23 protein-coding genes and 2 riboswitches are annotated in these 26,200 nt (G+C 46.6%); of the genes, 16 read left to right on the top strand and 7 right to left on the bottom strand.

What is annotated here, in order from left to right:
- The first annotated feature begins 215 nt into the window (after positions 1 to 215).
- The 13 genes from ACUXV2_RS17120 (at position 216) to ACUXV2_RS17060 (ending at position 14,259) form a co-directional block, all read left to right on the top strand.
- Entirely contained in the window at positions 216 to 791 is a 576-nt protein-coding gene (locus ACUXV2_RS17120) for a class I SAM-dependent methyltransferase (RefSeq protein WP_446244357.1), read from the top strand.
- 290 nt (positions 792 to 1,081) lie between these two features.
- Positions 1,082 to 1,795, top strand: a complete 714-nt coding sequence (locus ACUXV2_RS17115) for a cytochrome c biogenesis CcdA family protein (RefSeq protein ID WP_446244356.1) — start codon at positions 1,082 to 1,084, stop codon at positions 1,793 to 1,795.
- A gap of 12 nt (positions 1,796 to 1,807) precedes the next feature.
- Positions 1,808 to 2,494 (top strand): response regulator transcription factor, encoded by a 687-nt coding sequence (locus ACUXV2_RS17110; RefSeq protein ID WP_446244355.1) that lies wholly within the window; start codon positions 1,808 to 1,810, stop codon positions 2,492 to 2,494.
- Complete coding sequence (locus ACUXV2_RS17105) at positions 2,487 to 3,581, top strand: HAMP domain-containing sensor histidine kinase (RefSeq protein ID WP_446244354.1); 1,095 nt, start codon at positions 2,487 to 2,489, stop codon at positions 3,579 to 3,581. Before ACUXV2_RS17110 ends, ACUXV2_RS17105 begins: the two co-directional genes overlap by 8 nt.
- Positions 3,562 to 4,191, top strand: a complete 630-nt coding sequence (locus tag ACUXV2_RS17100; protein WP_446244353.1) for a hypothetical protein — start codon at positions 3,562 to 3,564, stop codon at positions 4,189 to 4,191. Before ACUXV2_RS17105 ends, ACUXV2_RS17100 begins: the two co-directional genes overlap by 20 nt.
- Positions 4,188 to 4,769 carry a redoxin domain-containing protein gene (locus tag ACUXV2_RS17095; RefSeq protein ID WP_446244352.1) on the top strand — a complete coding sequence of 194 codons (582 nt, stop codon included), beginning with the start codon at positions 4,188 to 4,190 and terminating at the stop codon, positions 4,767 to 4,769. The genes ACUXV2_RS17100 and ACUXV2_RS17095 overlap by 4 nt, the downstream gene beginning before the upstream one ends.
- A gap of 152 nt (positions 4,770 to 4,921) precedes the next feature.
- A complete protein-coding gene (locus ACUXV2_RS17090) occupies positions 4,922 to 5,302 on the top strand; it encodes a DUF302 domain-containing protein (RefSeq protein WP_446244351.1) in 381 nt (126 codons plus the stop codon).
- Between the two features lie 504 nt (positions 5,303 to 5,806).
- Positions 5,807 to 6,943, top strand: coding sequence for a trans-sulfuration enzyme family protein (locus ACUXV2_RS17085; protein ID WP_446244350.1), 1,137 nt, complete (start codon positions 5,807 to 5,809; stop codon positions 6,941 to 6,943).
- Positions 6,944 to 7,029: 86 nt separating this feature from the next.
- Positions 7,030 to 7,154: riboswitch (SAM riboswitch) on the top strand.
- A gap of 226 nt (positions 7,155 to 7,380) precedes the next feature.
- Positions 7,381 to 8,676 carry an O-acetylhomoserine aminocarboxypropyltransferase/cysteine synthase family protein gene (locus tag ACUXV2_RS17080; RefSeq protein ID WP_446244349.1) on the top strand — a complete coding sequence of 432 codons (1,296 nt, stop codon included), beginning with the start codon at positions 7,381 to 7,383 and terminating at the stop codon, positions 8,674 to 8,676.
- Positions 8,677 to 8,820: 144 nt separating this feature from the next.
- Positions 8,821 to 9,903: a homoserine O-acetyltransferase MetX gene (gene metX / locus ACUXV2_RS17075; protein ID WP_446244348.1), complete on the top strand. Its 1,083-nt coding sequence runs from the start codon at positions 8,821 to 8,823 to the stop codon at positions 9,901 to 9,903.
- A 302-nt stretch (positions 9,904 to 10,205) separates the two neighbouring features.
- Positions 10,206 to 11,672, top strand: a complete 1,467-nt coding sequence (locus ACUXV2_RS17070) for a S41 family peptidase (RefSeq protein WP_446244347.1) — start codon at positions 10,206 to 10,208, stop codon at positions 11,670 to 11,672.
- Between the two features lie 541 nt (positions 11,673 to 12,213).
- Positions 12,214 to 13,410, top strand: coding sequence for a PDZ domain-containing protein (locus ACUXV2_RS17065; protein WP_446244346.1), 1,197 nt, complete (start codon positions 12,214 to 12,216; stop codon positions 13,408 to 13,410).
- Between the two features lie 234 nt (positions 13,411 to 13,644).
- Positions 13,645 to 14,259: a GNAT family N-acetyltransferase gene (locus tag ACUXV2_RS17060; protein WP_446244345.1), complete on the top strand. Its 615-nt coding sequence runs from the start codon at positions 13,645 to 13,647 to the stop codon at positions 14,257 to 14,259.
- A 285-nt stretch (positions 14,260 to 14,544) separates the two neighbouring features.
- On the opposite strand, the gene ACUXV2_RS17055 is transcribed toward ACUXV2_RS17060, so the two are convergent.
- Positions 14,545 to 15,771, bottom strand: a complete 1,227-nt coding sequence (locus ACUXV2_RS17055) for a dicarboxylate/amino acid:cation symporter (RefSeq protein ID WP_446244344.1) — start codon at positions 15,769 to 15,771, stop codon at positions 14,545 to 14,547.
- A gap of 324 nt (positions 15,772 to 16,095) precedes the next feature.
- Between ACUXV2_RS17055 and ACUXV2_RS17050 the strand changes: the two genes are divergently transcribed.
- From ACUXV2_RS17050 to ACUXV2_RS17040, 3 genes are all read left to right on the top strand, one after another.
- Positions 16,096 to 17,220 (top strand): MBL fold metallo-hydrolase, encoded by a 1,125-nt coding sequence (locus tag ACUXV2_RS17050; protein ID WP_446244343.1) that lies wholly within the window; start codon positions 16,096 to 16,098, stop codon positions 17,218 to 17,220.
- A gap of 126 nt (positions 17,221 to 17,346) precedes the next feature.
- Positions 17,347 to 18,219 (top strand): ABC transporter permease subunit, encoded by an 873-nt coding sequence (locus ACUXV2_RS17045; RefSeq protein WP_446244342.1) that lies wholly within the window; start codon positions 17,347 to 17,349, stop codon positions 18,217 to 18,219.
- Entirely contained in the window at positions 18,219 to 19,244 is a 1,026-nt protein-coding gene (locus ACUXV2_RS17040) for an ABC transporter permease (protein ID WP_446244341.1), read from the top strand. Before ACUXV2_RS17045 ends, ACUXV2_RS17040 begins: the two co-directional genes overlap by 1 nt.
- A gap of 35 nt (positions 19,245 to 19,279) precedes the next feature.
- Here ACUXV2_RS17040 and ACUXV2_RS17035 read toward each other — a convergent pair whose 3' ends face one another.
- The 6 genes from ACUXV2_RS17035 to ACUXV2_RS17010 all read right to left on the bottom strand — a co-directional run bounded on the left by ACUXV2_RS17035 (position 19,280) and on the right by ACUXV2_RS17010 (position 25,378).
- Positions 19,280 to 19,858: a TVP38/TMEM64 family protein gene (locus tag ACUXV2_RS17035; RefSeq protein WP_446244340.1), complete on the bottom strand. Its 579-nt coding sequence runs from the start codon at positions 19,856 to 19,858 to the stop codon at positions 19,280 to 19,282.
- A gap of 51 nt (positions 19,859 to 19,909) precedes the next feature.
- Positions 19,910 to 20,824: a F510_1955 family glycosylhydrolase gene (locus tag ACUXV2_RS17030; protein WP_446244339.1), complete on the bottom strand. Its 915-nt coding sequence runs from the start codon at positions 20,822 to 20,824 to the stop codon at positions 19,910 to 19,912.
- Between the two features lie 20 nt (positions 20,825 to 20,844).
- Entirely contained in the window at positions 20,845 to 21,531 is a 687-nt protein-coding gene (locus ACUXV2_RS17025) for a response regulator transcription factor (protein WP_446244338.1), read from the bottom strand.
- Complete coding sequence (locus ACUXV2_RS17020; protein WP_446244337.1) at positions 21,528 to 22,907, bottom strand: ATP-binding protein; 1,380 nt, start codon at positions 22,905 to 22,907, stop codon at positions 21,528 to 21,530. The genes ACUXV2_RS17025 and ACUXV2_RS17020 overlap by 4 nt, the downstream gene beginning before the upstream one ends.
- A 166-nt stretch (positions 22,908 to 23,073) precedes the next feature.
- Positions 23,074 to 24,366: a cell wall-binding repeat-containing protein gene (locus ACUXV2_RS17015; protein ID WP_446244336.1), complete on the bottom strand. Its 1,293-nt coding sequence runs from the start codon at positions 24,364 to 24,366 to the stop codon at positions 23,074 to 23,076.
- Positions 24,367 to 24,514: 148 nt separating this feature from the next.
- Positions 24,515 to 25,378, bottom strand: coding sequence for a DUF1206 domain-containing protein (locus tag ACUXV2_RS17010; protein WP_446244335.1), 864 nt, complete (start codon positions 25,376 to 25,378; stop codon positions 24,515 to 24,517).
- A gap of 173 nt (positions 25,379 to 25,551) precedes the next feature.
- A riboswitch (cyclic di-AMP (ydaO/yuaA leader) is annotated at positions 25,552 to 25,783 on the top strand.
- Positions 25,784 to 26,200 lie beyond the last annotated feature (417 nt).

The raw sequence follows: 26,200 nt of genomic DNA, 5'->3' as shown, positions 1-26,200 counted from the left end.
CAAAGCAGAATAAAAAAAGTTCTTCTACTTGATTGGTGCCGAGAAAAGCATCATACTTACATACATAAGAGGGTATCCAACTAGGGATAATGATTCTTACGCGTCTATATATCAGTAATAGTGAAGAGAATAGAATAAAACAATCATTCGTCAAAAGCCTGCATAAACAGCCGTCGTTACCTAAAAACCAAACCAACAAAACGGAGGGACCAACCATGCAAGGACACGGACACCTTTTTGAACACCACAAAGCATCAAAACTGCTCGACCCAAAGCGGCAGGAAATGGTACCGGTAAACAACGTACTCGAACTTCTTCAACTGGGGAAAGATGACACCGTCGCCGACCTCGGGTGCGGAAACGGCTACCTGACACTGCCAATAGCAAAATCAGTTGATACCAAAGTACATGCCGTAGACCTGCAGCAAGAGATGCTCGAATATCTTCAGCATCGTGCCAAGGAAGCGAATGTAAACAATATTGAATATGAAAAGGCTTCTCTGGAATACCTGAGTTTTAACAAGAGCACCCTCGACAAGATTGTATCTGCATTCGTCCTGCATGAAGTGCCGAATCTGACCAAAGTATTCCAAGACTTAAGTGACATGCTGAAGGACAATGGCATCTGGTTGATCCTGGATTGGGAAGCAGTAGAGTCTGAGATGGGACCACCTCTCGAGGAACGGATTCCTTCAGAAGAATTGGCCCAGCAGTTGGAAACCGCAGGATTCAATACGGAAGTCGGTCATCTGCATCCTGCTGTATATTTTATCGTTGTGCGTAAGGGATGAGCCGGATGGTAAAAGGTTGAATTTGATTGTGCCTGGCACCGTTATAATTGAGAACACTCTGTACCAGGTAAACTCAACAGGTAATGTACCTGGTACAAACATCCGAGCCAGACTCAATTGGGCAAAAACGAGCCAGGCTCAAAATACCGAATCCGAGGAATGCACCTCAAAATAGGTACCCCAAAACCACAACAACCCCCATCAATATCCCCCCAACAAAAAACCCCTACCCCTTAACAAAAAATTAACATTCCCCCGCCATACTATTGGTATAAAGGAGTGAACAAAGTATGGCAGAGGTATCAATTTGGTTTGCGCTGGCTGCAGGGGCACTGTCGTTTTTCTCGCCTTGTGTGTTTCCGCTGCTGCCGGCTTATGTGAGTCATTTGACCGGCGGACAGGCTGAGGGCGGCCGGATCCAGGTGGAGAGAAGAGTGGTGTTTATGAGGTCATTCGGTTTCATTGCCGGTTTTTCTTTCATCTTTATTTTAATGGGGGCATCCGCAAGCCTGCTGGGCGGATTGTTCTCGGAGTACCGGATGTACATAGAACAAATTGCCGGGATCCTCATTATCGTGTTCGGTCTTCAAATGATGGGCTGGATTTCGTTTTCTTTTCTGATGAAGGGCGGCAAGCAATTCGAAGTTAAGAGCAAAGGGACGGCCTTCGGTTCGGTCCTTCTTGGGATGGCGTTTGCCAGCGGGTGGTCCCCGTGTGTCGGAATCACATTATCGTCGATTCTATTATTGGCGGGAGCGAGTTCGACCCTCACGCAGGGCATCATGCTACTCATCGTGTATTCAATTGGTCTGGCACTTCCGTTTCTGATCATCTCGCTCATGATCACGAAAACATTCAGCGTCATGAAGAAAGTGAACAGGATCCTGCCGAAGCTGGCGAAGTTCAATGGGGCACTGATGGTTGCGATGGGGCTACTTGTTTTCAGCGGAAAAATGCAGCAAATCTCTGCATATCTTTCCGTATTCAGTCTTTTTTCAACTTAGGAGGTAATGGCCGTGAACGTTCAGAATAAAAGCATCCTCGTCGTGGAAGACGATTCGAAAATCCGGAAGCTGATCAGGATTTTTCTTGAAAAAGAAGGCTATGAAGTGTTTGAAGCGGGTGACGGTGAAGAAGGGAAGCGGATGTTCAAAGAGCATGATCCCTGCTTTGCGATCCTCGATTTGATGCTGCCTGAAATTCAAGGTGAAGAGCTGTGCAGATGGATTCGCGAGGATGAAAAGAGCGATATCGGCATCATCATGGTGACGGCGAAGGCGGGTGAAAGCGAACGGATTCAAGGTTTGAAAACAGGGGCGGATGACTATGTCACGAAGCCGTTCAGTCCTACCGAGCTCGTGACCCGTGTGGAGACGGTCCTCCGCCGGACGTCCAATCGCTGCCAAAAGCTCAGCCGCAGTGGCCTCACCCTCAAACCTCAAAAAGGAGAAGTCACATATAAGGGCATGCCCGTTGAACTGACTGCTTTCGAATTCCGCATCCTGCACTTTCTGATGACGCATCCGGGGCAGGTCATATCGAGGCAGCAGATCCTTGATTCCCTTTATGAATTGCATGAAAAAGTGGTGTCGGAACGGACGATTGACGTTCACATCCGCCATCTGAGGCAAAAGCTCCAGGAAGGCACGAGCATGAGTTTCATCGAAACGGTAAGAGGAATGGGGTATAAATTCAATGGCTAACCGGAAAAAGCTCGGCAGTCTCCTGACCCAGCTCACCTTTCTCAACACGTTCATTATCGCAGCCGTAATTCTGATTGCCGGATTCACTGTTAAAAATTATGCCTGCAACCTCGTGAATCAACAGCAGATCACCGGCGCGGATCTTGAAAGTCTTTTAAATGAATATTTGATAAAAGTCAGTGCTCTTGCCTTTATTCTGGCTGGAGGCTTTCATTTCTTTTTTATCAAATGGCTTACAACACCGTTGAAGAAATTAACGGAAGCAACTCAAACATTGAAAAGGGGACAGCACCCAGGGAAACTGAAAAAAACGCTGATCTATGAAGTGAAGGAATTAAACGAAGCGTTCAATGATCTCTCAGAAACGACTGCGCTGATCAAAGCCAAGCAGAATCAGCTGCTCCGGGACCTGTCACATGAACTTCGGACGCCGCTTACGAACCTGACCGGCTATCTTGAAGGGTTGGAAAAAGGGATCATAGAAGGTGATAAAGAGATTTACCGATCCCTGCAGGAAGAAACCCAGCGAATCGAAAGGCTTCTGCAGCAGCTTGTGCACATCAATCAGTGGACGGCCGATGAAAAAAACGTTTATCATCAGGAAGAGATTCTTATTCACGAACTGCTGCGAAATCGAATCACTGCGTTTCAACTGAAATTCAAGGAAAAAGAAATCGACGTAACGACAGAACTTGCTCAGTGTTCCCTCAGGGGCAATAGAGACGGCCTTCATCAGGTATTCAGCAATCTTCTTCAGAATATAGCCGATTACGACATCGGGAAAAAACTATTCATAAAAGGAATTGTGGCTGACCAGCAGTATAGAGTACAATTTTCTCATGAAGGAAAAAAGATTCCCGAAGCCGAAAAAGACCTCATCTTCGAACGCTTTTACCGGGTCGATTCCTCACGGGCGTTCGTCACCGAAGGGGCAGGACTGGGCCTTGCGATCTCGAAGGAAATTGTGCACGCCCATGGAGGTACGCTGACCCTCGATACAGACGGACATCACCACCAATTCGAGGTGAGATTGCCTGCAAATCATATGATAAACAAGGAGAATAATGATGAATCAACAATGGTATAACATCGGCGCTTTCACGTTCCCCGGCTCATGGGCAGCGATTGCGGCCGCGTTCATCCTAACCTTCTTGTTTCTTTTTTTCTGGAATAAGAAAGCAAGCGACTGGTATTCGAACGCAATCTTTTATTTTATCCTAACCTGGAAACTGAGCGTGATCGTCGTCGACTTCGGCACGGTCATCAAACATCCGCTCACGATTCTATATTTTCACGGAGGCACAGCCGGATATTGGATGGGAATCACCGCTGTCTTGATCTATACATTTATAAAAAAAGATAACCCCATACTTGTGATCGTGGCATGGGTCATGACCGTCCTTGTCTATGAAGGTGTGTTTGACTTTCTTCAAGGGACCTACATCATTGGTGCGTTCCAGCTCATATTAAACGGGTTGCTGTTTTTCTTTTTGCTCAAAAAAATAGGCAGTCCCAATCAGGAAGTATGGTATATCCAGCTCTTGGTCATCTTTGCCCTGATCCAAGTCATGATGAATTCATTCTCTGGCTTTGAACTGGATACACCCCTTATGTCGTACACCGTATTAACAATCGCTCTGCTCTTTCTTATAAAGATGAAGAGACAATTTTATAAAGCAAGGAGGAAAAACCAGTGAATAAACGTAACTTTGCTTTAGCCATAGTGGCTCTCCTGATCGGGATCTTTCTGGTTAACATATTCCAGGATCAGCAGGAGAAAAAAGAAAAAGAGGAAGCTGCGCAGCTGGCGAAAGAGTCCATGGACCTGTCCAATGCTGAAAAGGGTCTGGCGAAAGGCGACAGTGCTCCTGACATAGAGCTTACGACGCTTTCAGGCGAAAACGTAAAGCTTTCAGACTATAAAGGCCAAAAAGTGATTCTCAACTTCTGGGCGACATGGTGTCCGCCATGTAAAGCCGAGATGCCGCATATGCAAAAATACTACGAAAAAAATGCTGAAAAAGAAAATGTCGAAATCCTCGCAGTCAATCTGACCAGCATGGACGAAGGCAAGGATAAAGTTCAGGAATTCGTGGACGGTTACGGACTGACATTCCCGATCCTCTTGGATGTAGACGGGAATGTCGGTGAAGAATACCGCGCCTTCACCATCCCGACGACCTATATGATCGACACCAAAGGCCAGATTCAGCACAAGATCGTTGGCCCCATGAACGAAGAAATGATGGGAGAAATGGTTTCTGGAATGGAATGACGCGTGGGCGGGCCTTTAGCATATTAAAGGTCCGTCCCTCATTACACTGAAGTGCAGAAGTTTATTTGTATACTCCTTGAGGTATGTAATTAGTATGTGATTGATTTTCTTGAAGAAACTATAGTTGAGAGAAGATGAAGGAGGAGTATTCAATGTTTCATTACACAAAAGAAGTTTCAATGAGTGTGAAAGAAGCGGCGGAGAAGGTTGAATCTGCCCTTAAGGATGAAAGCTTTGGCGTTCTTTGGAATTTGGATCTTGCCGGAAAGCTTCAGGAAAAAGGCATCGATTTCAACGAGGAAGTCGTGATCCTTGAAGTGTGCAATCCCCATGAAGCAAAGAAAGTCCTGGAGCAAAGCATGCTGGTCAGCTACTTCCTGCCTTGTAAAATCACCGTTTATACTGAAAACGGCACAACCAAGGTCGGGATGGCGAAGCCGAGCAAGCTGATCGAACTTGTGGATAATGATGAACTGAAGCGCCTTGCGCTGGATATCGAAGATCGGTTGGTCGCTTGTTTGGATCGAGTGTAGGGTTAGTATGTAGGAGCACCTGCTGCGTTGGCGGCGGGTGTTTTTTGTTGGTAAGGGTGTACATGACAGCGAATGTATCTGGTTTTAGTGCCCAATTCTTTTCAAATGAATAGGATTCAACCAAAAACCAATGAGTAAGCACCTCAAAAACTCGGCAGGCAGCAGGAATCGTTCCACTTTTCATGATATACGTTCCAGATTTTTAAAATACAAACCACTTTCCAAAAATGCATTCCAAAATCCCAATATACGTGCAACCTGTCGAAAATCGTTACACAGCTAAAACCTCAACACAAAATTTCCAACCTCAATAAACAAAGCCTCTTCATCGATCAAAAAACCCCAACCCTTCTACGCCAAAAGCAGAAATACCCTGTTCCCCAACCAACACCACCACCCCTAAAACAATCCGCCCCCCGCCCGAAACATTTCCCTTCCTCACAATCTTCTGAATATGATACACTCTTCTAAATACAATCGATCAAAAGAGGAAGGATGACATACATGAAATTCACAACGAAAGTCGTACATAGCCAGTTGAAAGGTACCTCTGAAATCCGCAGCAAAACGACACCGATCTACCAGACTTCAGCTTTTTCTTTCACATCACTTGAAGAGCTGGAAGGATTTTATGAAGGGAAATCGCCTTACCTCTATACAAGGACGGGAAATCCTAACACGGATGAGCTCGGTCAGATGGTGGCGGCCCTCGAAGGTGCTCCAGCAGGAGTGGCGACGTCTTCAGGTTTGTCGGCCATCCTTGCTGCGGTGCTTGCTGTCGTTCAAACCGGGGATCATATCGTGGCGGCGGAAGATCTGTACGGGGGCACCTTCCATATGCTGAAGGAAGAGCTGAAAGGCTTCGGCATCGAGACCACTTTCGTCGATTTCACAAAACGTGAAGAAATCGAGCAAAGCATCACGCCTCAGACAAAGCTCTTGTACAGTGAAACGGTCACCAATCCGTTCATGAGGGTGGAGGATATTCCACAGCTGGTCGAGCTTGCCGAGAAACATAATCTCAAAACGATCATCGATAACACATTCGCAACACCATACCTGCGCACACCTTATCTTGAAGGTGTCGATCTCGTTGCCCACAGCGCCACAAAATACATCGGCGGGCACAGTGATATCACCGCGGGCGTCGTCACAGGGAAAGAAGAATTAGTAAGTAAAGCCAGAGAAAAAGTCGTCAATATGGGCTCCAACCTAAGCCCTTTCGAGGCCTGGTTAACGGCAAGAGGCGCCAAGACGCTCGCTCTTCGAATGGGCACACAGGCTCACAATTCGAAAGTACTGTCTGAAAACCTAAGAACAAATCCGCATGTGAAAAACGTGTACTATCCAACCAATCTTTCGGAAAAAGGCCATGGAGCCATCGTGACAATCGAGCTCGATCCGTCATGTGACATCAGTGCATTTTTCAAATCACTAGGCTGGATCAAGATTGTGCCGACCCTTGCCGGAGTGGAAACGACCATCTCCTACCCGTTAGGAACATCACATCGCGCACTGCCGAAAGAAGCACAGGAAAAACTCGGCATAAACACACATGTGGTGCGCATATCGTTAGGTATCGAAGACGCAGAAGACATCGTGAGCCAATTTAACCAAGCGATAACAGAATCAACAAAATAATTAAAAAAATCAGAAAACACCCTTGACGTTGAGTGAAGCAGCCTTTATAATTCATCTCAACGCACTACTTAAAGACAACTAAATCGCTCTTATCCAGAGAGGCGGAGGGACTAGGCCCGATGAAGCCCGGCAACCTTCATGTTCGCGAGAGATTCTGCGACCACATGAAAAGGTGCTAATTCCTGCAGGCGGACTGCCTGAAAGATAAGAGGAGGCCCCCTATTTAATTAGACCCTCTTCTTAGGAAGGGGGTTTTTGATTTTTCCTCTTCTTTTAAACATTCCTAGATTTAAAAATCACCAGGTGAACAATGCTGTTCCGTTCAGCAGGATAAAATCCCAGAGATGACATCACCAGCTGGATATTCGTTCACTCAAAATCTCACTCCCACAAAGCCATTGGAAATCCAATAAACCAAAACCCAGGAGGAATTCATTATGACAAAATCATTCGATGTTGAAACGTTACTTCTACACGGCGGTCAAGAACCGGATCCGTCCACAGGTTCACGTGCAGTCCCGATTTACCAGACAACTTCTTACGTTTTTGAGAACAGTGAGCACGCAGCGAAATTATTCGGCCTTGAAGCGGAGGGGAATATCTACTCCCGCATCATGAATCCGACGGTGGATGTCCTTGAGAAGCGGATCGCCCTGTTGGAAGGCGGAATCGGCGCACTAGGCGTTTCTTCCGGAATGGCTGCCATTTCCCTATCCATCCTAAATATCGCGGGGGCCGGGGATGAAATCGTCGCAGCGACGAACCTGTATGGTGGCACATACAATCTATTCTCCACGACGCTTCCGAAGTATGGCATCAAGGTTCATTTCGTCGATCCGTCCGATCCGGAGAACTTCCGGAATGCGATCACACCGAAGACAAAGGCTGTTTTTGCCGAAACGATCGGAAATCCGAGTCTTCACGTTTTAGACATTGAAGCTGTCGCAAAAGTCGCTCATGACAATGAAATCCCATTGATCATAGATAATACATTTGCCACCCCATACTTATGCAAACCGATTGAGTGGGGCGCAGACATCGTCATTCACTCAGCCACCAAGTGGATCGGCGGACATGGTACTGCGATCGGCGGGATCGTCGTCGACGGAGGTAAGTTCGATTGGAATAATAAAAAATTCCCCGGCTTTGTCGACGAAGACCGAAGCTATAATGGGATCCGATATGCAGTTGATGTCGGTGAAGCTGCCTTCATCACTAAACTCCGGGTGCAGTTGCTGCGTGACTTCGGTGCCTGCTTAAGCCCGCAAAACGCATTTCTGCTCTTGCAGGGACTAGAGACACTACACCTGCGGATCGAAAGACATACGGAAAATGCATTGAAGATCGCCGAGCATCTCGATCAGCACAGCGGCGTAGCGTGGGTATCTTATCCGGGACTCGCCAAGCATCCGTCCCACACACTGGCGCAGAAATACCTGAAAAAAGGTGCCGGCTCGATTGTCGTCTTCGGCATTAAAGGCGGAAGGGACGCCGGACGCAAAGTCGTCGATAACATCACGCTTTGGTCGCATGTGGCGAACGTCGGTGATGCCAAATCACTCATCATCCACCCGGCTTCGACGACCCATCAGCAACTGAACGAGCAGGAATTGCGCACCACCGGGGTAACCGAAGAATTAGTGCGGTTATCAGTCGGATTGGAGTCCAGTAAAGACTTGATCGAAGACCTCGACAGCGCCATCGTAGCGGCTTTGGCGGCTTCACCGGTTTAAACCTGGAACGATATTATATACGCGCTCAGTAGTGCAGCCTGTAACAAGGCACCTCAGGTTTTATCTGAATAGAAAATAGGGCAAGCGGGTCGAACAATCACCCGCCTGCCCTCAAAAACACTTACCAAAAAAGGAGGAGACGGAATGGAGAATCCCCACACCCAAACGGCCATATACGACGTAAACTCCATTACGATCCCATCCCTGACATTGGAATGCGGCTCCACCCTGGAGAATGTGGAGCTTGCTTATGAAAAAACCGGTAAAGAGTGCGGACCGGTCATCCTTATCTGTCACGCGCTTACAGGGAATCACTTTGTAAAAGGGACCCCGGACAACAAAGGCTGGTGGGACGGACTCATCGGACCGGGTTCGCACCTTGATACGGACGAATACACGATCCTTTCTTTTAACGTATTAGGCGGTGATGACGGCAGTACCGGTCCTGGGTCCATCAATCCATCAACCGGGAAGCCGTATGGGAGGAATTTTCCCCAAGTTACTGTTAGAGATATGGTCAAAGCTCAATATCTGGCGCTGAAGGAACTGTCGATTCCTCATCTTCATGGAGTGATCGGCGGTTCTTTGGGCGGGATGCAGGCACTGGAGTGGGGGATGATGTATCCTTCCTTCATTGATAAAGTATTTGCACTTGCCGTCACTCCGGCTCTCAGTGATTACGGCTTGGCTTTTAATCACATCGGCATACAGGCGATCGAATCAGATCCAGATTTTCAAGGTGGAAATTACCCGCCAGGCACTCTTTTGAAAGGCTTGGAGATTGCGAGGATGGCAGGGATGGTCACCTACAGGACGCCGCAGCTTTTTGATGACCGATTCAGACGGGAAGAAGCACAGTCCTGTTTTCAAGTGGAGAGCTATTTGAATTACCAGGGGAGGAAGCTTGCCAAGCGATTCGATGCGAACAGCTATCTGAGGCTCCTGAAAGCCATGAATTCACATGACTTGAGCAGGGACCGGGGCTGTACCCTGGATGAGATTGCGGAAAACTATCCCACCGAGCTGATCACCATCAGCTATGAAGGGGACCTCATCTATTCCCCTCAGTATCTGGAAGGCTTCACAAACCAGGTACGGTCAGGGAGGCATTATTTCGTCTCGACTGCCTTCGGTCATGATGGATTCCTGGTAGAATTCGAGAAATGGGGAAGCATGATCACTTCCCATATCAAAAAATATCCATCCAAACGTGTTGTGAACGGCTAAAGTATCATAACCCGTCCCCCTCCGGCATATAGTTAAATAAGCAAAGACATCGCACCGCCGAAAGCGCGTTTTTGTGTGGTGTCTTTTTTTGTATAAAAATGGTCCGAGCTTTTTAGAAGTGTCCGGCTGCGGTGGTTTGTATAAAAGGTCATTCAAGAGCCGATGATCTGATATGACAGGACGAGCCGTCAGTTTCATACATAGCGGCGGTCAGTTGATGAATGACTGAAATAAGGACAAACCATCCTTCACGCAGTCTCCACTTTTCTTATCAGCCATGACAACAAGTTGGAGGGGGAAATATGGAGTTGAGAGGCAGAAAGCTTATCATCACAATCATGATCAGCATGCTGATCGGGGCAGGCGGAATGTACGGAGGGGTCACCCTGTTCGAAATCACGGATTCAGGGGACGAGCTGATGGAGTTCAGCGGCAAAGGGGAAGTAAATGACAAGCTTCATAAGGTTGAAGTGGCCTATGATTTGATCAGCGAGAAATTTTTTCAGGACGTGAACAAAGGGGAGCTCGTGGAAGGTGCGATCCAGGGGATGCTCAAGACCTTGAACGATCCTTATTCGGTCTATATGAACGCCGAAACGGCCTCACAGTTTAACGACGCCCTCGATTCTTCATTCGAAGGAATCGGAGCGGAAGTCACGATGATGGACGGCAAACTAATCATCGTTGCCCCTTTTAAAAATTCACCTGCAGAAGAAGCCGGTCTGAAGCCGAATGACCGCATCGTGAAAATCGACGGCAGCAGCATCGACGGCCTGGATTTATATGAAGCTACGCTAAAGATAAGAGGGAAGAAAGGCACCAAAGTGAAATTAGAAGTACTGAGGGAAGGCGTCTCGGAGCCGATCGAAGTGTCCGTTAAACGGGATGATATACCGGTCGAAACCGTCCATTCGGATGTGAAAAAAGTGAATGGGACCACAACCGGGTACATTCAGATCACAACATTCTCTGAAAATACAGCGGTTGATTTTAAAAAGCAGCTGACGGAGCTAGAAAAGAAAAAGGTGGAAGGCTTGGTGATCGACGTACGCGGCAACCCGGGAGGCCTGTTATCAAGTGTGGAACAGATCCTTCAGGAATTTGTCACAGGGAAGAAGCCATATATCCAGATTCAGGAACGAAACGGCGAGGTCATGAAATCCTTCTCCAGCAATAAAGAAAAGAAAGCCTATCCGGTTGTCGTCCTGATCGACGAAGGAAGCGCATCTGCATCGGAAATCCTTGCTGGGGCACTGAATGAGACTGAAGGATATCCGCTCATCGGTACGAAGAGCTTCGGAAAAGGCACGGTACAGCAGGCCGTTCCGATGGGGGACGGCAGCAACATCAAGCTGACCATGTACAAGTGGCTGACCCCGAACGGAAACTGGATTCATAAGAAGGGAATCAAGCCGGACATCCCGGTCAAACAACCGGCTTACTATTACGCTCATCCCCTTCAAGTGGAAAAACCGTTGAAGCTTGAAATGAATAACGATCAAGTCAAGAATGCGCAGGAAATGCTGAAGGGACTCGGCTTTATGCTCGATCGTACAGACGGCTACTACAGCAAGAAAACCGAACAGGCCGTCAAGGAATTCCAGATCCAGAAAGGACTGGACGTGAACGGAGTCATCGATGGCAAAACAGCAGAACACCTGCAAGCGGAAATCTACCAGCAAGTGCAGAACGAAAAGAACGATCTCCAGCTGCAGGCAGCCATCGAATACGTGAACCGTACTTCTAAGGCCCAGGCTACAAATCGATAATCTTAAGAGGACCGCTTCCGATGGGAGGCGGTTTCTTTATTTATTGAGGTCTGTGCCGAAGCGGGACAGCGGGAGTGTACCAGGTACAAATCCCGGTCAATGCACCTGGTACACAATCAGGATTCAGCACCTGGTAATACACCTAAAAATGTTCCTGGCACAAAAAACGCTGGTTGTGCCAGGAACAAAAGTGCCGTTTTGTGCCAGGCACAGAACCAGCAAATTGTGCCTGGCACCCAGTATATCCACTGACCAAATGAAATCGAGCCAGGCTCAAACACCCCGAATTCAGCCAGGCACCCTCAACCCCTCAACCAAACCACCCAAATCCAAAAATATCCCCAACCAAACCAGAAATTACGACATCATTTCCCGGGAAAATATCAAAGATGCTGTCGAAAAGCCCTATATTGTCCACTGCATATGACAAAAACTTTCCCAATGTAATAGAATCAGAAAAAAATTGCAATAGGTTTTGTCCAGGTATTTTGATAAAATAAAATATAACAATCATTCGATAGTTTGAGGGGGTGACGGATCATTGGTAGAGCTTTGGTTATTGGACGTCTTGAAAGCATTGGGTAAGTTCATTCTTCACCCGGTTCTATTTTTATCCGTTTTATTAGCGGTTTTGACTGGTTATTACAGGGTCAAGAGAGAGCGGAAGGATTTCAACACAAGGTTATTGGACGGATATCACGACACACGTGTTCTATTATCTTATGGAATCGTTATCGGGCTGTTGTTTTCTTTGGTCACCATCGGAGCGGGTCTCGTCATCCCGGTGATCGCCCTTACTGTGATCGGGGCACTAAGTGTATTGTTTGCACTTACCAGGAACTTTCATCTTGTGTCCGCGGCCATCACAGTCGGTTTCTCTTATTTCCTTCTCGTAACGGTCCGATATTTCGATTGGGAAATTCCTTATGTACATAGTTATTTGGAAGATTTGAACCTTGGGCTGCTGAGTTCGGTCATGGTCCTTGCCGGTGTGCTCACGTTAATAGAGGGCATACTCATCAAGTTGAATGGATGGAAGCATACTTCACCTCGTCTGATCAAAAGTGAGAGAGGGCTGAAGGTCGGGGTTCATCAGAGCAAGAAGCTTTGGCTGGTCCCGATGTTTGTGCTGCTTCCATCAGGAAATCTCACCATGCCGTTCGAATGGTGGCCGGTTTTCACGCTTGGTACCCAGAGTTATACGCTGCTGTGCGTCCCATTCCTGCTCGGTTTTCAGCAGCTTGTGAAGAGCACCCTGCCTGAAATTGCCATCAAGCAGACGGGCTCACGCGTATTCTGGCTGGGGGCGTTTATCCTGACGCTCGCTGTTACAGGCTTTTTTGCACCGATGTTTTCGGTCGCAGCAGGGGTGATCGCCATCCTGGGACGTGCCTGGATTGTGTATCGCCACCGCTCTTCGGAGGATGCGAAGCCTTATTATTATAAGAGGCAGTCCAAGGGCGTCATGATACTCGGCATTCTCCCTGGAACACCCGCTGAAAAATTATCCCTCGGGGTCGGGGAAATCATTTTGAAGGTGAACGGAACAGACGTACACACAGAAAGAGAATTTTATGAAGCTCTTCAGAAAAATGGAGCCTACTGCAAACTCGAGGTTCTCGGTACAAACGGGGAAAATCGGTTTGAGCAGGGCGCCCTTTATGAAGGCGACCACCACGAATTGGGCATCCTGTTTGCCGACCAGGATTCAGGATGGGACCGACATCAGGTTTCATAAAAAAAGCTTTCAGAGTCTATAGTAAAGAGTTCTGCTTGAAGTGGTTAACTTTTAAATGAAAACGTCCTGTGAATCGGCACAGGACGTTTTGTCGTTATATCAAGGGTTAAATAGTGACGTTGGAATCAAAATGTTATGATTGTTTTAGTAGAGATTAAGAATGAACATTTAATAGGTTATTTTTTTGAAACAGTTAATATACTATAAAAAAACAATAAATGAGGTTAAAAATATATGAAATCTGGTGAAATACGTCTTCTTTCACATCATGATTTAACCAATGCAGTTTATGTTATGAGCAAAGCTTTTCTTTATGATCCTCTTTGGGTGTATTTATATAAAGATGAGAAAATGAGAAAGAAGTATTTGGAACGATTTTTTCGGGTGTTTCTTAGTGTTTTTATCAATAAGAAAAACGTATATGGTATTGGCCATCCCGTTCAAGCAGTTGCAGTATGGGTTATTCCGCATAATGCTGATACTAAAACAAAATCACCCCTAAGAGATTTACTTCCCATGATGAAATTGTTCTTTTCCCCTTTTGCTTTTAACCTTTTTAAAGTCTCTTCTGTCTTTTCTTCTTTCGCAGCTTTGGAGAAAGCGTATGCTCCAAATACCCATTATAAATTAGAGTCAATTGGAGTTGACCCCGATTTCCAAGGGAAGGGCTTGTCTGCAAAATTAATCGCACCCATTATCTCAGAAGCACAAATGAAAAATATACCGGTTTACACTGAGACCATTACTCCGTTAAATGTTGGTTTTTATGAACATTTCGGCTTTAAAACGATGGAAGAACGTTCGTTTCCAGATATGAAACTTACTGTTTGGTCATTTTTGATGAAATAAATTTAATTCCACAGGGGTGTTTTAGACTTTCTTTTTCATAAGTCTAGTTAATGAGTGAAGTTATTAATTGAAGATCAATAAGCAAGATCCATAATGTTTTTACAAAGAAAAAGACTCGTCAATGACGAGTCTTTTTCTTTGTTATTCCAATTAGAGTGACAAAGATTGTGCCATTTAGGCTCAATATCTGTGCCCGTCAAAACGAAAGTCGTTCATACTATATTTTCGGGTTCACCAACGGATGCCTTCAGATATTTCAGCATGAGGCATGGTAAAAGAGTACATCTAAACAGACTCGACCTCATCCTTCTCCGTCTTATCAATAACCGCCGTCCCAACTAAATCCCCTGTCACATTTAGGGCCGTTGCGCCCATTCCGACAAGAGCGTCTATGGCAGTCAAAAGCGCTACGGTTTCCATTGGTAGTCCAAGCTGTGCAAACACGGTTGCGATCATGACAATACCTGCGCCAGGAACGCCGGCCGTCCCAATCGATGCGAGTGTCCCGATTAAAACGACTACTAGCATTTCCGATATCGTCAGCGGCTCACCGATCACGTTAGCTGCAAAAACGGCTGAAACCGCAATACGGATCGCGGCACCATCCATGTTGATCGTGGCCCCGAGCGGAAGGCTGAAGCCATAGAGGCTTTTAGACAAGCCTAAGTTCTTTGCTGCATTCAGCGTAAGGGGCAGTGTGCCTGAACTACTTTGTGTGACAAAAGCAGTGATCATCGGGGTGCGGGCTTGTGCGAAAAACCTTCCCGGACTGATTTTGAAGAAAATCATGAACAGGATGTAAAGGCCGATTTGAACGGCGATGGCTGCATAAAGCACCAGCACCATATTGCCAAGCGATACGAGTGTATCCATCCCCTGATTTCCTACCGTATTCGCCATGATTGCGAAAATACCGATCGGTACGTATTGAAGTACAGCTTTCATGATGACAAGTGTCGCTTCATTCAACCCTTCAGCCAGCTTGTACACTTGTTCGCCGGCTTCATGAAATTGGTCACTCGATCGTAAATATGAAATGGCAATTCCAAAGGTAAGAGCGGTAAAAATGATTCCCAACAGGTTGAACTCTGAAAAAGCTGTCACGATGTTTTCTGGAATGATGCTTAATAGCACACTGGTGATTCCAGGGTTTTCAGGTACTTCGAATGTTTCTTTCGTATCCAGCGTCATTCCCGTGCCGGGATCGAATATACTGGCGACAGTGATTCCGACAATGATCGCCATGGCGGAAGTGAGCACGTAATATAAGAACATTTTTCCACCCATCCGGCCGAGTCTGCTTATTCTGGTCTGATTGACTCCGACGATCAGCGTGAATAGGATCAGCGGCAGAATAAGAAATTTCAGCAGCCTGATCAGGATGTCGCCAAGTGGTGTGAGTACGGAGGCATCCTTGCCTAAAACGAGACCGGCTATGACACCAAGGAAGAGTGCCACGGTAATTTTTAAAATAAGGGAAGTATCGAGATATCCCTTCCATATCGCCTTCATCTAAATTCCTCCTTTATTCCATAGTTTCCCCAATAGGGTCTGTAAGAATCAGCCTTTTATTTGGCTGTGTTAAAGCCGACAGTTGAAAGGACCGTTAGTAGTCCAAGTCACAGAACCCTGCGGGAGAGTCGCAGCTATTATTACAGATTATCTTCGTAAATTCATATTGATTTAGTTGGGATTAACCAACGATACATTATCATACAATACACTTTTTTGTCTGTCAAAAGTCATGTTTTCCATTCCGTTTTTTACGTTTTAATGATACGGAACAGGGTATATGAAAAATGAGAACGTAAAGCATATAAATTGGGAGGAGATTCAATGTCACTTCAACCATTGGAAGTAAAAGACTTAGTCAAAAAAATCATGAAGAAAGAAACTGTCTTCATCCTCGATGTCCGGGGGGAAGACGATTATGACAGTTGGAAGATCGAGGGTGATTCGGTCAAAAGTATGAATATCCCTCTGAAAGAAATCAAAGAAAATCCACAGAAGGCAAAGGAGAAGCTGCCGGATGACGGCCCGATATATGTGGTGTGTGCCAGAGGCATTTCTTCTCAGGATGGAGTGGAAATTCTGAAAGAGGCAGGCGTGGAGAACATCATTCATGTAGTGGACGGAATGAACGGCTGGAGCGAACACCTCGAACCGGTCAAGATCAGCCGACTGCGAGGGGACGGCGGGGCGCTCTATCAGTTTGTTCGTCTCGGAAAGGGATGTTTATCGTATGTCATCGAATCCAATGGAGAAGCGGCCATCGTCGATCCGAACCGCATGACCCATCATTACACGGAATTCATCGAAGAACAGGGATTGACGATTAAAGCCGTCGTGGATACCCATTTACATGCCGACCATATCTCTGGCGGGCGTGAAATCGCTAAGCAGTACGGAGCGGCTTATTATTTTCCCGAGAAAGATGATGAAGGGGTGGAGTTTGAGTATACTCCGCTGAAGGATGGCGATGAAATCAACGTCGGGGATGTGACCATCAAGCCATTCTACTCTCCGGGTCACACGATCGGGAGTACAAGCCTCATCGTGGATGACGAATTCCTGCTTACGGGGGATATCCTGTTCGTCGAATCGATCGGTCGCCCCGATCTTGCCGGTAAAGCGGATGATTGGGTTGGCGACTTAAGGGATACGCTTTATGAGCGCTATAAGAATCTTTCATCAGAATTAACCGTTCTCCCGTCCCACTTCGGTGAGATGAGCGAATTGAATGATGATGGAAGTGTATCAGATAGATTGGACAGACTCTATGAAAAAAATAAAAAGCTGAACGTGGAAAACCCGGAGGAATTCCGCCATATGGTCACCGATCACCTGCCGGATGAACCGAACAGCCATGAAGAAATCCGTGAAACGAATATGGGCAGGAAGCATCCGGATGAAGATGAGAAGACGACAATGGAGACAGGACCTAACAACTGTTCAGTGTAGGCACTATATATATAAAATAGGGCAGGCAGCCATAAAGGCGGTCTGCCCTATCTTTTATTTTCCCTTCCAAACAACCCACTATTTGGTATAATTTTACTTATGATATTGTAAATAGGGAGGAAGTCAATGAAATTTCTTCATATCTTTAAAAACTTTATTCTATCAGCAGCAGGCATCATATTGATGGGCGGCCTGCCGGTCCTCATATCGGGCCTGGCCAATAAAGATCTTCACTGGGCGGCTTATTGGACCACCATCAAAGAGATCCTGAATGCGCTCATCCACCCTTCAGAACTCACATATAAAGTGATCGGGGGCCAGAAGGAACGCGACTTGTTCCCTTATTTGTGGGAGCCGGTCCAGTACTCCTTGACCGTCCTGTTCTCTTCCTTTTTCCTCGCCATGCTGATGGCGGTCATCCTCACGATTATCACCATGATGTTCTCAGAAAGAATCAGGCAATCTATTAAATTCGGTTTCTATCTTTTAGAGACGCTCCCGGATCTCCTTATCATCTTGCTTCTGCAGCTCGTTATTCTCTATTATTACAAACAATCGGGAGAGGTCCTGGTCGGAATTGCCGCTACTTACGAAGAAAAAGTATATGTCCTTCCGATCCTGGTGCTCGCCATACTGCCCACCATTCAATTGTATCGTTTGACGATTTTAACATTCGAGAAGGAAGAGAAGAAAGATTATGTGCTGCTGGCAAAGTCAATCGGGTTCGGCCGTTTTTTCATTTTGATTGTACATATTCTTAGAAATGCCATCATCACAGTGTTCTTTCAGTCAAAGAAAACAATCTGGTTCATGCTGTCGAATTTGTTCGTCGTCGAGCTGCTGTTCAATATTCCGGGCATTACCAGATTCCTCATGTCCACCCTGCAGCCGACTTTATTCACTCTCGCTTTATTCAGCATTTTCATTCCTCTGTTTCTTTTTTATCATGTCGGGGAATTTGTGCTGTCCCGCAAAGCGAACAGGGGGGAGGAGCTATAATGAAACGAAGCGTGTGGAAGAATCCCTTTTTTATGACCGGATTTCTGTATCTTGTTGTATTGATCCTGGCCAGTTTCCTGTATTCGCTGCTGTGGGGGGATGAGGTGAGAAGGCTTTATTTTATTTCTGAAAATGGTTTTCCCGTTGAAGCAGCTCCGATTTCACCGAAATGGGCGTATCCGTTTGGAACGGACCCGCTCGGACTGGATATGCTTGGCAAGATCCTGATCGGTGCTAAATATACGCTGCTCACCGCTTTTGTCATCGCGTTTCTGACAGTGGCCGTCTCCCTGCCGATCGGCTTCGTCCTCGGTATTTATCTTGGAAAATATAGAAAATCCATCAACGGTACGATAGATTCCTTTCATTATCTGCCGTTATCCATACTGGCATATTTCCTGCTCAGGCCTGTGCTGTGGGAGCCGTTTGAAGGTTTCTCAACGACGATGCCAGAAAGATTCATCTTTGAAATACTTGTGCTCACGCTCCTGATCGTGCCGATCATTTCATCCCTATTGGGGAACGAAATCTCACTGATTTATAAGGAAGAATTCATTCTGAGCGCGAAAGTGTTGGGGGCAAATAAGCTGAGGATCATCCTTAAGCATATCCTTCCTTCCTTGAAAGAGAAGCTTGTCGTCCTTTTCGGCCAGCAGATCATGCAGACATTGATCATTTTCATCCATCTTGGGTTGCTGCAGCTATTTGTCGGCGGAACCGATGTGGATTACTCTGTGGTAAGGGACCCTCCTCAATCAATGACGAATGAATGGTCAGGGTTGATCGGCGACTCGTTCCGCTATCTTCAAGGGGCGCCTTGGGTGCCGCTCACCCCGATCCTGTTTTTTGCAAGCGCCATGTTCGCCGTCGCCTTGATGATGGAGGGCTATGTTCGGGTGACTTCGGGACATTCTTATTACTATAAAAAATTCAAGAAGAGGTACAATGCCGCAAAGAAGGCAGAGAAGACCGAAGTGAGCGGGAACGATTTTAAACGTGTTGAGTATAGCAGCCATCATAATTAAAAAAACGCCCGGAACCAAATGTTCCGGGCATTCATTCATGATCTGCTTAGTCGTCCATATCGAAACGCTGCATATCCAAGCGCCAGTACCGAAGCCGCACCCAGCATGACCCACGTCCCCTTTGACGCTTGGATCACATTCACCACGATCAGGGCTTCCAGCAGGAGAGCCGGGATTTTCCCCACCGTGCTCACCACAGCAAAAGCGGCGAGGGGGATGCTGCTGAATGAGGCAGCCGCTGTGACGACCCCTGAAGGGACAAACGGGAAGATACGAAAAACAAATAGAAGAAAAATCCATTCTTTTCCTTCTGCCTTCTTCAATCTCAAAAAATATCGATTGGAAGAGATCGTATCGAGTTTTGCGACGGATATCCCTTTCCGGTAGAGCACGAAACTGACGATGGCCCCGAGCGATTCACCGATGATGGAGATGATCAGTCCGGTTTCCAGGCCAAAATATGAAATGTTCAATGCCGTGATGAAAAAACTCGGAAGGAGGCCGGCGATACTGATCAGAATGTTCAGCAGTACGCTGAAGACAGCCAGTAAGACGGCACTCCCGCTCATATAATTCTCCATCATTTCCTTTACGGTCAGTGCCAGCCAGTCCATTTACTTCAATCCTTCAATGTTTCTTTAAAAACAATAAATCTAATGATCCTGTTATTCTATCATACCTTCGTCCATGATTTCTTCCCAATCCTGACCATTATTGGCCGTACGGTAGATATCGTTGTTATATGTGACAATCGTCAATTCTGAAGGGTCCGTCGGGTTTTGGGTGATATGCATGATTGGATTATCCTGCTTCAATTCAGGTGCTTGAAGCGGAGTCTCCTTGCCGGTTTCAAGGTCGAATTCCACCAGTGTGATTGTTCCATTTTCGATTGAAGAGTATATCCCTGTTTTTTCACCCAGGAAAATGCCTGTGGTCATATTCCCTTCTGTAACGGCAGTAAAGTTGTCTCCGCCGTCTTCGGTAAGGAAAAGGCCGTCGCGGCTTGCGATCGCCATCCTGTTTTTGTCCGAAGGATGGACAGCCATGCCGCCGATCCCGGTCGAATCAAATCCGGACATCTCTTTCTTGCTCCAATTTTCTCCTTCATCCTCCGTAAGATAAAGACCCGCTTCCAGCTTGGAATTAGGTTCTTGATTCAGCACATATACCGCACCCGACTCATAGCCTGCGGCAAGATAGTGAAAGTCTGTTTCACCGTAGAAGGCAAGTTTCTCCATGCTTTTCCCGTAATCGGTACTTTTGATCAGACCCAATGGATTTTTCAAATCCGAGCCTTGTTCAGGGTGACCGCTTGAATAAAAGCCTTCATTATACGGGTAAAACCCCATATAATCATGCTTTTCACTGTTGGCTTCAAGCCATTTACCATCTTCATATTTGTATAAACCGTTATGGGTCGCGATGACAAACGCCTCTTTATCATTCGGATAGCCTGCGCCGTGAAGATGTTCGATACTCCCGCTTTCAGCATCTATAAATGTATATCCTTCCTCTTGAGAAGAAGAGCAGCCGGTCATGACCAACGCTGCCGCTGATACTAGTCCAATCCATTTTTTCATACGATCTCCTGCTTTCTGTTTCATATTTTCCACTGATAGCCGATTCCCCACACTGTCGTTAAATGACCTTCTATCGGAAAGTCAGCACGTTTGAGCTTGTCCCTGAGGTTCCTGATGTGGGAGTCGACCGTTCTTGTTTCCGTTGTGGCATTGACATCCCAGACCATCACGAGCAGCTGATCCCGGGTATAGACGCGCTCAGGGTTCTTCATCAGAGATTCCAGCAGCTTGAATTCTTTAAGGGTGAGCGGAATCTGCCGCTCTTTATGATGGAACGTATAGGAACTGGAATCCAAGGTGAAATCCCCCCGGGTCAATAGATGGCTTGTTGCCGATTGAAATTCATTTTTCTGCCTGCGAAGAAGTGCGTTGACACGGGCGAGAAGTACTTCTTCATCAAATGGCTTCGTGATGTAATCGTCCGCTCCTGCATTCAGTCCTTTTACGACATCTTCTTTTGTGTCCCTTGCTGTCAGCATGATAATCGGGATATTTGAGAATGCACGGATGCGTTCACATGTTTCCCAGCCGGACAGTTCAGGCATCATGATATCGAGAAGAACCAGGTCGATCTTCTTCTTTTTGATGGAGTGGATGGCCTCATGTCCATTATTCACTTTTATGATCGAATAACCGCCAGGGCTTAAATAAAGCTCCAGCAGGTTCAGCATGCGTGCTTCATCATCGACTAGTAAAATGGTGTTCATTCTCCGTCCTCCTTATTGGGCATGTTCAGCACGACCGTTGTTCCCATTCCTTCTGTACTTGTAAGGGAGATATCCCCTCCATGGGCTTCGACAAGCATTTTGACGATGGAGAGGCCCAGCCCTGTGCCGCCAAGCTCACGAGATCTGGATTTTTCAACCCGGTAGAGGCGTTCGAAAATATTAGGAAGCTCCGATTGTGGAATGCCGATTCCTTCATCCTTGACCGTAAAAATCACAGATTGGGCTTCAGATGTGACGTGGAGACTGGTCGTCGATCCCGCCTTGGAATACTTTCTTGCGTTATCCAGTAGATTCAATAGTATTTGTTCAAGCCTGATCGGGTCCGCGTACAGGGTCAGTTCCTCACGGCATTCGACATCCAATGAGATCCCCTCGCTGTTGAAAGCGGGGGCCATCTTCGTATGGATTTTACGGAGTAAAGGGCTGAGTCCGACATGTTCTTTCAAAATGGTAAACGTATTTTCATCCAGCTTGGCCAATTCAAACAGATTTTCCACGAGCGTCACGATGGTACCTGTTTCTTCTTGTATGATCCGCAAGTATTCCTGCCGGTCCTGTTCATCGATATTCTTACGCAGTGCCACATTCGTATATCCCTGTACGTAGGTAAGCGGCGTTCTCAATTCATGGGAGATGCTTGCCAGAAACTCTGCGCGATCCCGTTTCATCGTTTTTAAATCCTTGGACAGTTTGTTGATTGATTCCCCCAATTCCCCGATTTCGTCATTTCCGAGCCGGGGGAGAGCGACTTCATAATCACCCTCACTGATTTTTTCAGTTGCCCTTTTCATCCTTATGAGCGGACGGGTCAGGATTTTGGATAGGGTGAAATGGATGATGACCAGTAAACACAGACTGGAAAATCCGGCAATCAAAAAGTGGGCATTCAGCTCCTTGATCAGTTCCCGGAGCGGTGCCGTACTTTTAAACATGTACACATAGCCCGACTGACTGTCGGTTTGAAAAGGGGTGACGGTAGCGAGATAACGCTGATCCCGGTAATCCGACTCAAGGATTTCGCCTTCCCTGTCGAGCGGGGATGACGTACGATCAATCAAGTTCCCGAGCTTGGAAGAAAGATCGGTTGAACTGATGATCTTCCTGTGATCTTGATCTGTGATCAATACTTCCGTTTCGGTTTTTGACTCCATCAGGGCGATATGATGAAGGGTATCCGCGGAATAGTTATCCTCCAATACATCCCTGTGACTGTTCCCTCTTAATTGAATGGATTGTAGTTCTTCTTCGATCCTGTTGTTGACGATTTTTTCATGAAGGTAAAACATAAGAAGTAATTCCATGATCAAAACGACAATCGTGAAATATAGAGCTAATTTCGTTGATATTTTACTCACGTGATACCCCCAATCTCCGTCAATCCTATCGTACCTGAACTTTTTGAAGAATGTGTGCAGTTTAAATCCGATCCCCCCCATAGCTTCCTTTATTTTAGCTTTAATCAAGAGGGAAAGACAAACGATGAAGAGACAAGCCTGTTACGCTTGCCTTTTCATATCTCTATCAATGTCCTCCATGTGCGTCGCCGCTGGCAGGGACGATTTCAAGGGCATCATCGAGAATGCCTTGTGTTTGATAAGGAATCGCCTGCAAATCACCGACGATGATCCCGTGATTGTACGGTCCGTCTTGAGGACTCACTTTGAAAGCAGGCTTGATATCGGCTAAGAAGTCAATGACAGGCTTGTTCACTTTCCCGTTCTCCAGCCAGATAAGGGGAGCGTGCTTTCCGAGATGGGAAAAAGGTGCTGCCGGGATGACTAGCTGCGGGGTGGAGATGGAGATGAACGAAACTCCATGTCCAGGGTCACTCAATCCCCAGCCGAAACCGGTGTCCTTATCTTTGAATGCAGCGAATTCCACACTCATCGAAACGGGATCGCTGCCTTTCATTCTCATCACATTCCCATAAGCTTTTAGTTCCTTTTCCACTTCATCGGTTATGGCTTCCTTTGCTCCAAGCAGGTAAAGGTTCGCTTTGCCGTCCCGCTTTTCGAGAGCTTTCTTCGTTTCTTCAGGGATGCCTTCATCATTTACATAAAGGACCGGTTCGGGCATGTGAGCGATCCAGTTAGCTGCCAGAAGCGAATACGGTTTAGCCTTTTCTTCCGAGGAAACAATGATGATGCTTTCCGGATACTGATTGTCTGTCACTTCAGCATAGGTTCGGTCGATTTCAGCGGCAAACGTTTCAGGAGAGCTTCCTTTCACTTCCTGGATCTCATACCCCTGAAGCTGTCGGGTAACGGCAGCAGGCGCATCGCCCATCACCATGACCTGTGTCCCGTTCACATTTCCTTTAGGATTCAAGCGTTTGATTTCGTTCATCACGTTCCCGGGTATCCCTTTTTCATCATAGTACAGGACGGGCCCGTTGTTTGGGTGATGGATAAGGTCGACAGCGGCCAGGCCGATTTGCCAATTGTCTTCCGGTATCAGGATGACCGTGCCCGGCTGGCTGCTCTTGTGAGTGGACGGCCAGATCATCTGGGAAGTAAGGATGGATGCTTCAGACGCATCCTTTGTATTTAATCGGGTGCTGTTTTTGGTCATGAGCGTTTGTAGATTCTCCGAGGCTGAATCATTGAAAGAATCGGGCATTTCAAGGGATTGGTTCCCTTCGAGTTCCCCGAAGATGTCGTCGGAATGTTCGTGATCATCATGATTATGCCCATCCGCGTGATCTCCTTGAGACGACTCTGTATTTTCGTGGCCGGAATGTTCCCCGTTGTCATTGCTGCAAGCCGAGAGAAACATTGCCAGAGATGCCATGATGATGATGGTTTCTTTTTTCATTAGAGGGTACCTTCTTTCATTGAGATATAAGAGGTAATATATCCGAAATTAAAGCAAAATTTATGCATTCTATTGTAGTGTAATAAAATCGACAAATAAAAAACAGAGCCTGAATTCTCAGGCTCTGGTGACTTTCGATCTATTGGAATCAATACATACTCAAATGCCGGTTCTTCCCTTTCAAAATCTGATAGACGCCATAAAAGAACAATCCGATCGCGACAGCCGCAAGAATCCACTGCCCATAAGGCTGCTGGGCGATCTTTGATAAAGCTCCGTCAAGTCCCTTCGTATTATCCGGATCGGCCGTGATGGCTGTCTGGATGAAGAAATAACCGATCAGCAGGAAGACCAATCCCCGGGAGTATAATCCGAGTTTCCCTGCTTTTTTGCCTAACTGCCATTCTTTATCGGACATTTCGTGCCGCTTGAAATATTTTGTGTATTTTTCAGTGAATGCCGTATACATTTCATATAGCGCATAACCGATGATGACGGCTCCGACAATTCCGACAATCCACTGCCCGAAAGGCTGCGACAGCAATTTCGCGGACATCGATTGTTTCGAACCCGACCCCGAGCCGCTTTTGGCGTGCATCGCGATCATGAAGGCGTTATAGGAAAGAGTGCCGTAAGCGATTCCGCTGAAAAAGTGTGTCAGTCTGCGGAAAAATGATTTCCCCAAATTGTCGGTGTGACCCGGATCTTTGATCGCTTCGATGAAGCTCCACATGACAATCCCGATCAAACAGAACCCGATGATCCATACCAGCACCTCTCCGAATGGCGCTTGTGCCACCGCTCTGAATGCACCGCTGGAATCGGACATGCTGCCTCCAATTCCGAATGCCGCCATCACCGCCAGGGCACCGATCATCATATAAACACTTCCTCTTGCTATATATCCAACCCTGGCAAATCCTCTGATCCAGGGCTTGATATCCTGTGAGGAGTTTGAGGTTTGACTGCTGGTGATCTTTGTTGCAATAGATGAAAAATCAGCCATATCCATTCGTCCCTTCTAGTACTTCATTCGTATTACTTATGTAGGTTTTTCCCCATAAAAATAAATGGCAAACCTCCCGCGGTATAAAAAAGATTTTCCATTTTTCCGGGAAGAAATTTTTACAAGAAAGTTATTTACAAGGAACGGGGCGAGGAGTATGATAACAATCATCAAACAAATATTCTTTATCGCTTAATTCAATTTGAAGCGGGGGACCCGAGTTACAGGGGTGAATCCTCATCGCTGCCCAGTCCGACAGAATGAACCTCAAGGCATAGGCCGGTACACCCAATGGATACCGATTGATGCCTCGATTCTACCAAACAGTCGTCTGTGCAAGTGGATGGGGTAGGGCTACTTCCATCGCCCGAATCCGTCAGCTAACCTCGTAAGCGTAATGGGAGAGGATGATACTTGTGATCAAAAAATGATGACCACAGGGTGTATTCCTTGTGGTCTTTTTGCGTTGTTTTTTTGTTAGGCTGTTAATTGCCGCTGTTGATTTCCGTGCAGGACTTCGCTTTCCGCGGGTAGCCCGTGAGCCTCCTCGTCGCTTCGCTCCTGCGGGGTCTCACATGTCTAGCTACAGGGCTTAGAGGCACATGTCATAAGCCAAACCGACCAAGAAGCCAAAGAGCGCCTTCTAGGCCGATTCGTCTTATGCCACCCGCCTCTGAGCAAAGCCCTTCCGCTTTTCTAATTAGCTACTCTTCCCGCAGGAGTCTTCGTCCTCCACTCCAATCAACAGCTGGATTCGATTAAACAACAAAATTCTATCATTAAAAGAATTCACCCTATTTAACAGGGCATTTTCTAACAAGCTTCCTT

The organism is Rossellomorea sp. NS-SX7 (assembly GCF_052828565.1).
Note: the sequence above shows the minus strand (reverse complement) of the source record. Positions and strands in the feature narration are given on the sequence as shown.

What these genes read in the sequence shown, in the direction of transcription:
- ACUXV2_RS17045 (WP_446244342.1), top strand. Translation starts at nt 17,347, where the DNA reads ATGAAATTTCTTCATATCTTTAAAAACTTTATTCTATCAGCAGCAGGC.
- ACUXV2_RS17025 (WP_446244338.1), bottom strand. Translation starts at nt 21,531, where the DNA reads ATGAACACCATTTTACTAGTCGATGATGAAGCACGCATGCTGAACCTG.
- ACUXV2_RS17120 (WP_446244357.1), top strand. Translation starts at nt 216, where the DNA reads ATGCAAGGACACGGACACCTTTTTGAACACCACAAAGCATCAAAACTG.
- ACUXV2_RS17010 (WP_446244335.1), bottom strand. Translation starts at nt 25,378, where the DNA reads ATGGATATGGCTGATTTTTCATCTATTGCAACAAAGATCACCAGCAGT.
- ACUXV2_RS17040 (WP_446244341.1), top strand. Translation starts at nt 18,219, where the DNA reads ATGAAACGAAGCGTGTGGAAGAATCCCTTTTTTATGACCGGATTTCTG.
- ACUXV2_RS17115 (WP_446244356.1), top strand. Translation starts at nt 1,082, where the DNA reads ATGGCAGAGGTATCAATTTGGTTTGCGCTGGCTGCAGGGGCACTGTCG.
- metX (WP_446244348.1), top strand. Translation starts at nt 8,821, where the DNA reads ATGGAGAATCCCCACACCCAAACGGCCATATACGACGTAAACTCCATT.
- ACUXV2_RS17090 (WP_446244351.1), top strand. Translation starts at nt 4,922, where the DNA reads ATGTTTCATTACACAAAAGAAGTTTCAATGAGTGTGAAAGAAGCGGCG.
- ACUXV2_RS17080 (WP_446244349.1), top strand. Translation starts at nt 7,381, where the DNA reads ATGACAAAATCATTCGATGTTGAAACGTTACTTCTACACGGCGGTCAA.
- ACUXV2_RS17050 (WP_446244343.1), top strand. Translation starts at nt 16,096, where the DNA reads ATGTCACTTCAACCATTGGAAGTAAAAGACTTAGTCAAAAAAATCATG.
- ACUXV2_RS17085 (WP_446244350.1), top strand. Translation starts at nt 5,807, where the DNA reads ATGAAATTCACAACGAAAGTCGTACATAGCCAGTTGAAAGGTACCTCT.
- ACUXV2_RS17015 (WP_446244336.1), bottom strand. Translation starts at nt 24,366, where the DNA reads ATGAAAAAAGAAACCATCATCATCATGGCATCTCTGGCAATGTTTCTC.
- ACUXV2_RS17055 (WP_446244344.1), bottom strand. Translation starts at nt 15,771, where the DNA reads ATGAAGGCGATATGGAAGGGATATCTCGATACTTCCCTTATTTTAAAA.
- ACUXV2_RS17105 (WP_446244354.1), top strand. Translation starts at nt 2,487, where the DNA reads ATGGCTAACCGGAAAAAGCTCGGCAGTCTCCTGACCCAGCTCACCTTT.
- ACUXV2_RS17030 (WP_446244339.1), bottom strand. Translation starts at nt 20,824, where the DNA reads ATGAAAAAATGGATTGGACTAGTATCAGCGGCAGCGTTGGTCATGACC.
- ACUXV2_RS17060 (WP_446244345.1), top strand. Translation starts at nt 13,645, where the DNA reads ATGAAATCTGGTGAAATACGTCTTCTTTCACATCATGATTTAACCAAT.
- ACUXV2_RS17100 (WP_446244353.1), top strand. Translation starts at nt 3,562, where the DNA reads ATGAATCAACAATGGTATAACATCGGCGCTTTCACGTTCCCCGGCTCA.
- ACUXV2_RS17035 (WP_446244340.1), bottom strand. Translation starts at nt 19,858, where the DNA reads ATGGACTGGCTGGCACTGACCGTAAAGGAAATGATGGAGAATTATATG.
- ACUXV2_RS17070 (WP_446244347.1), top strand. Translation starts at nt 10,206, where the DNA reads ATGGAGTTGAGAGGCAGAAAGCTTATCATCACAATCATGATCAGCATG.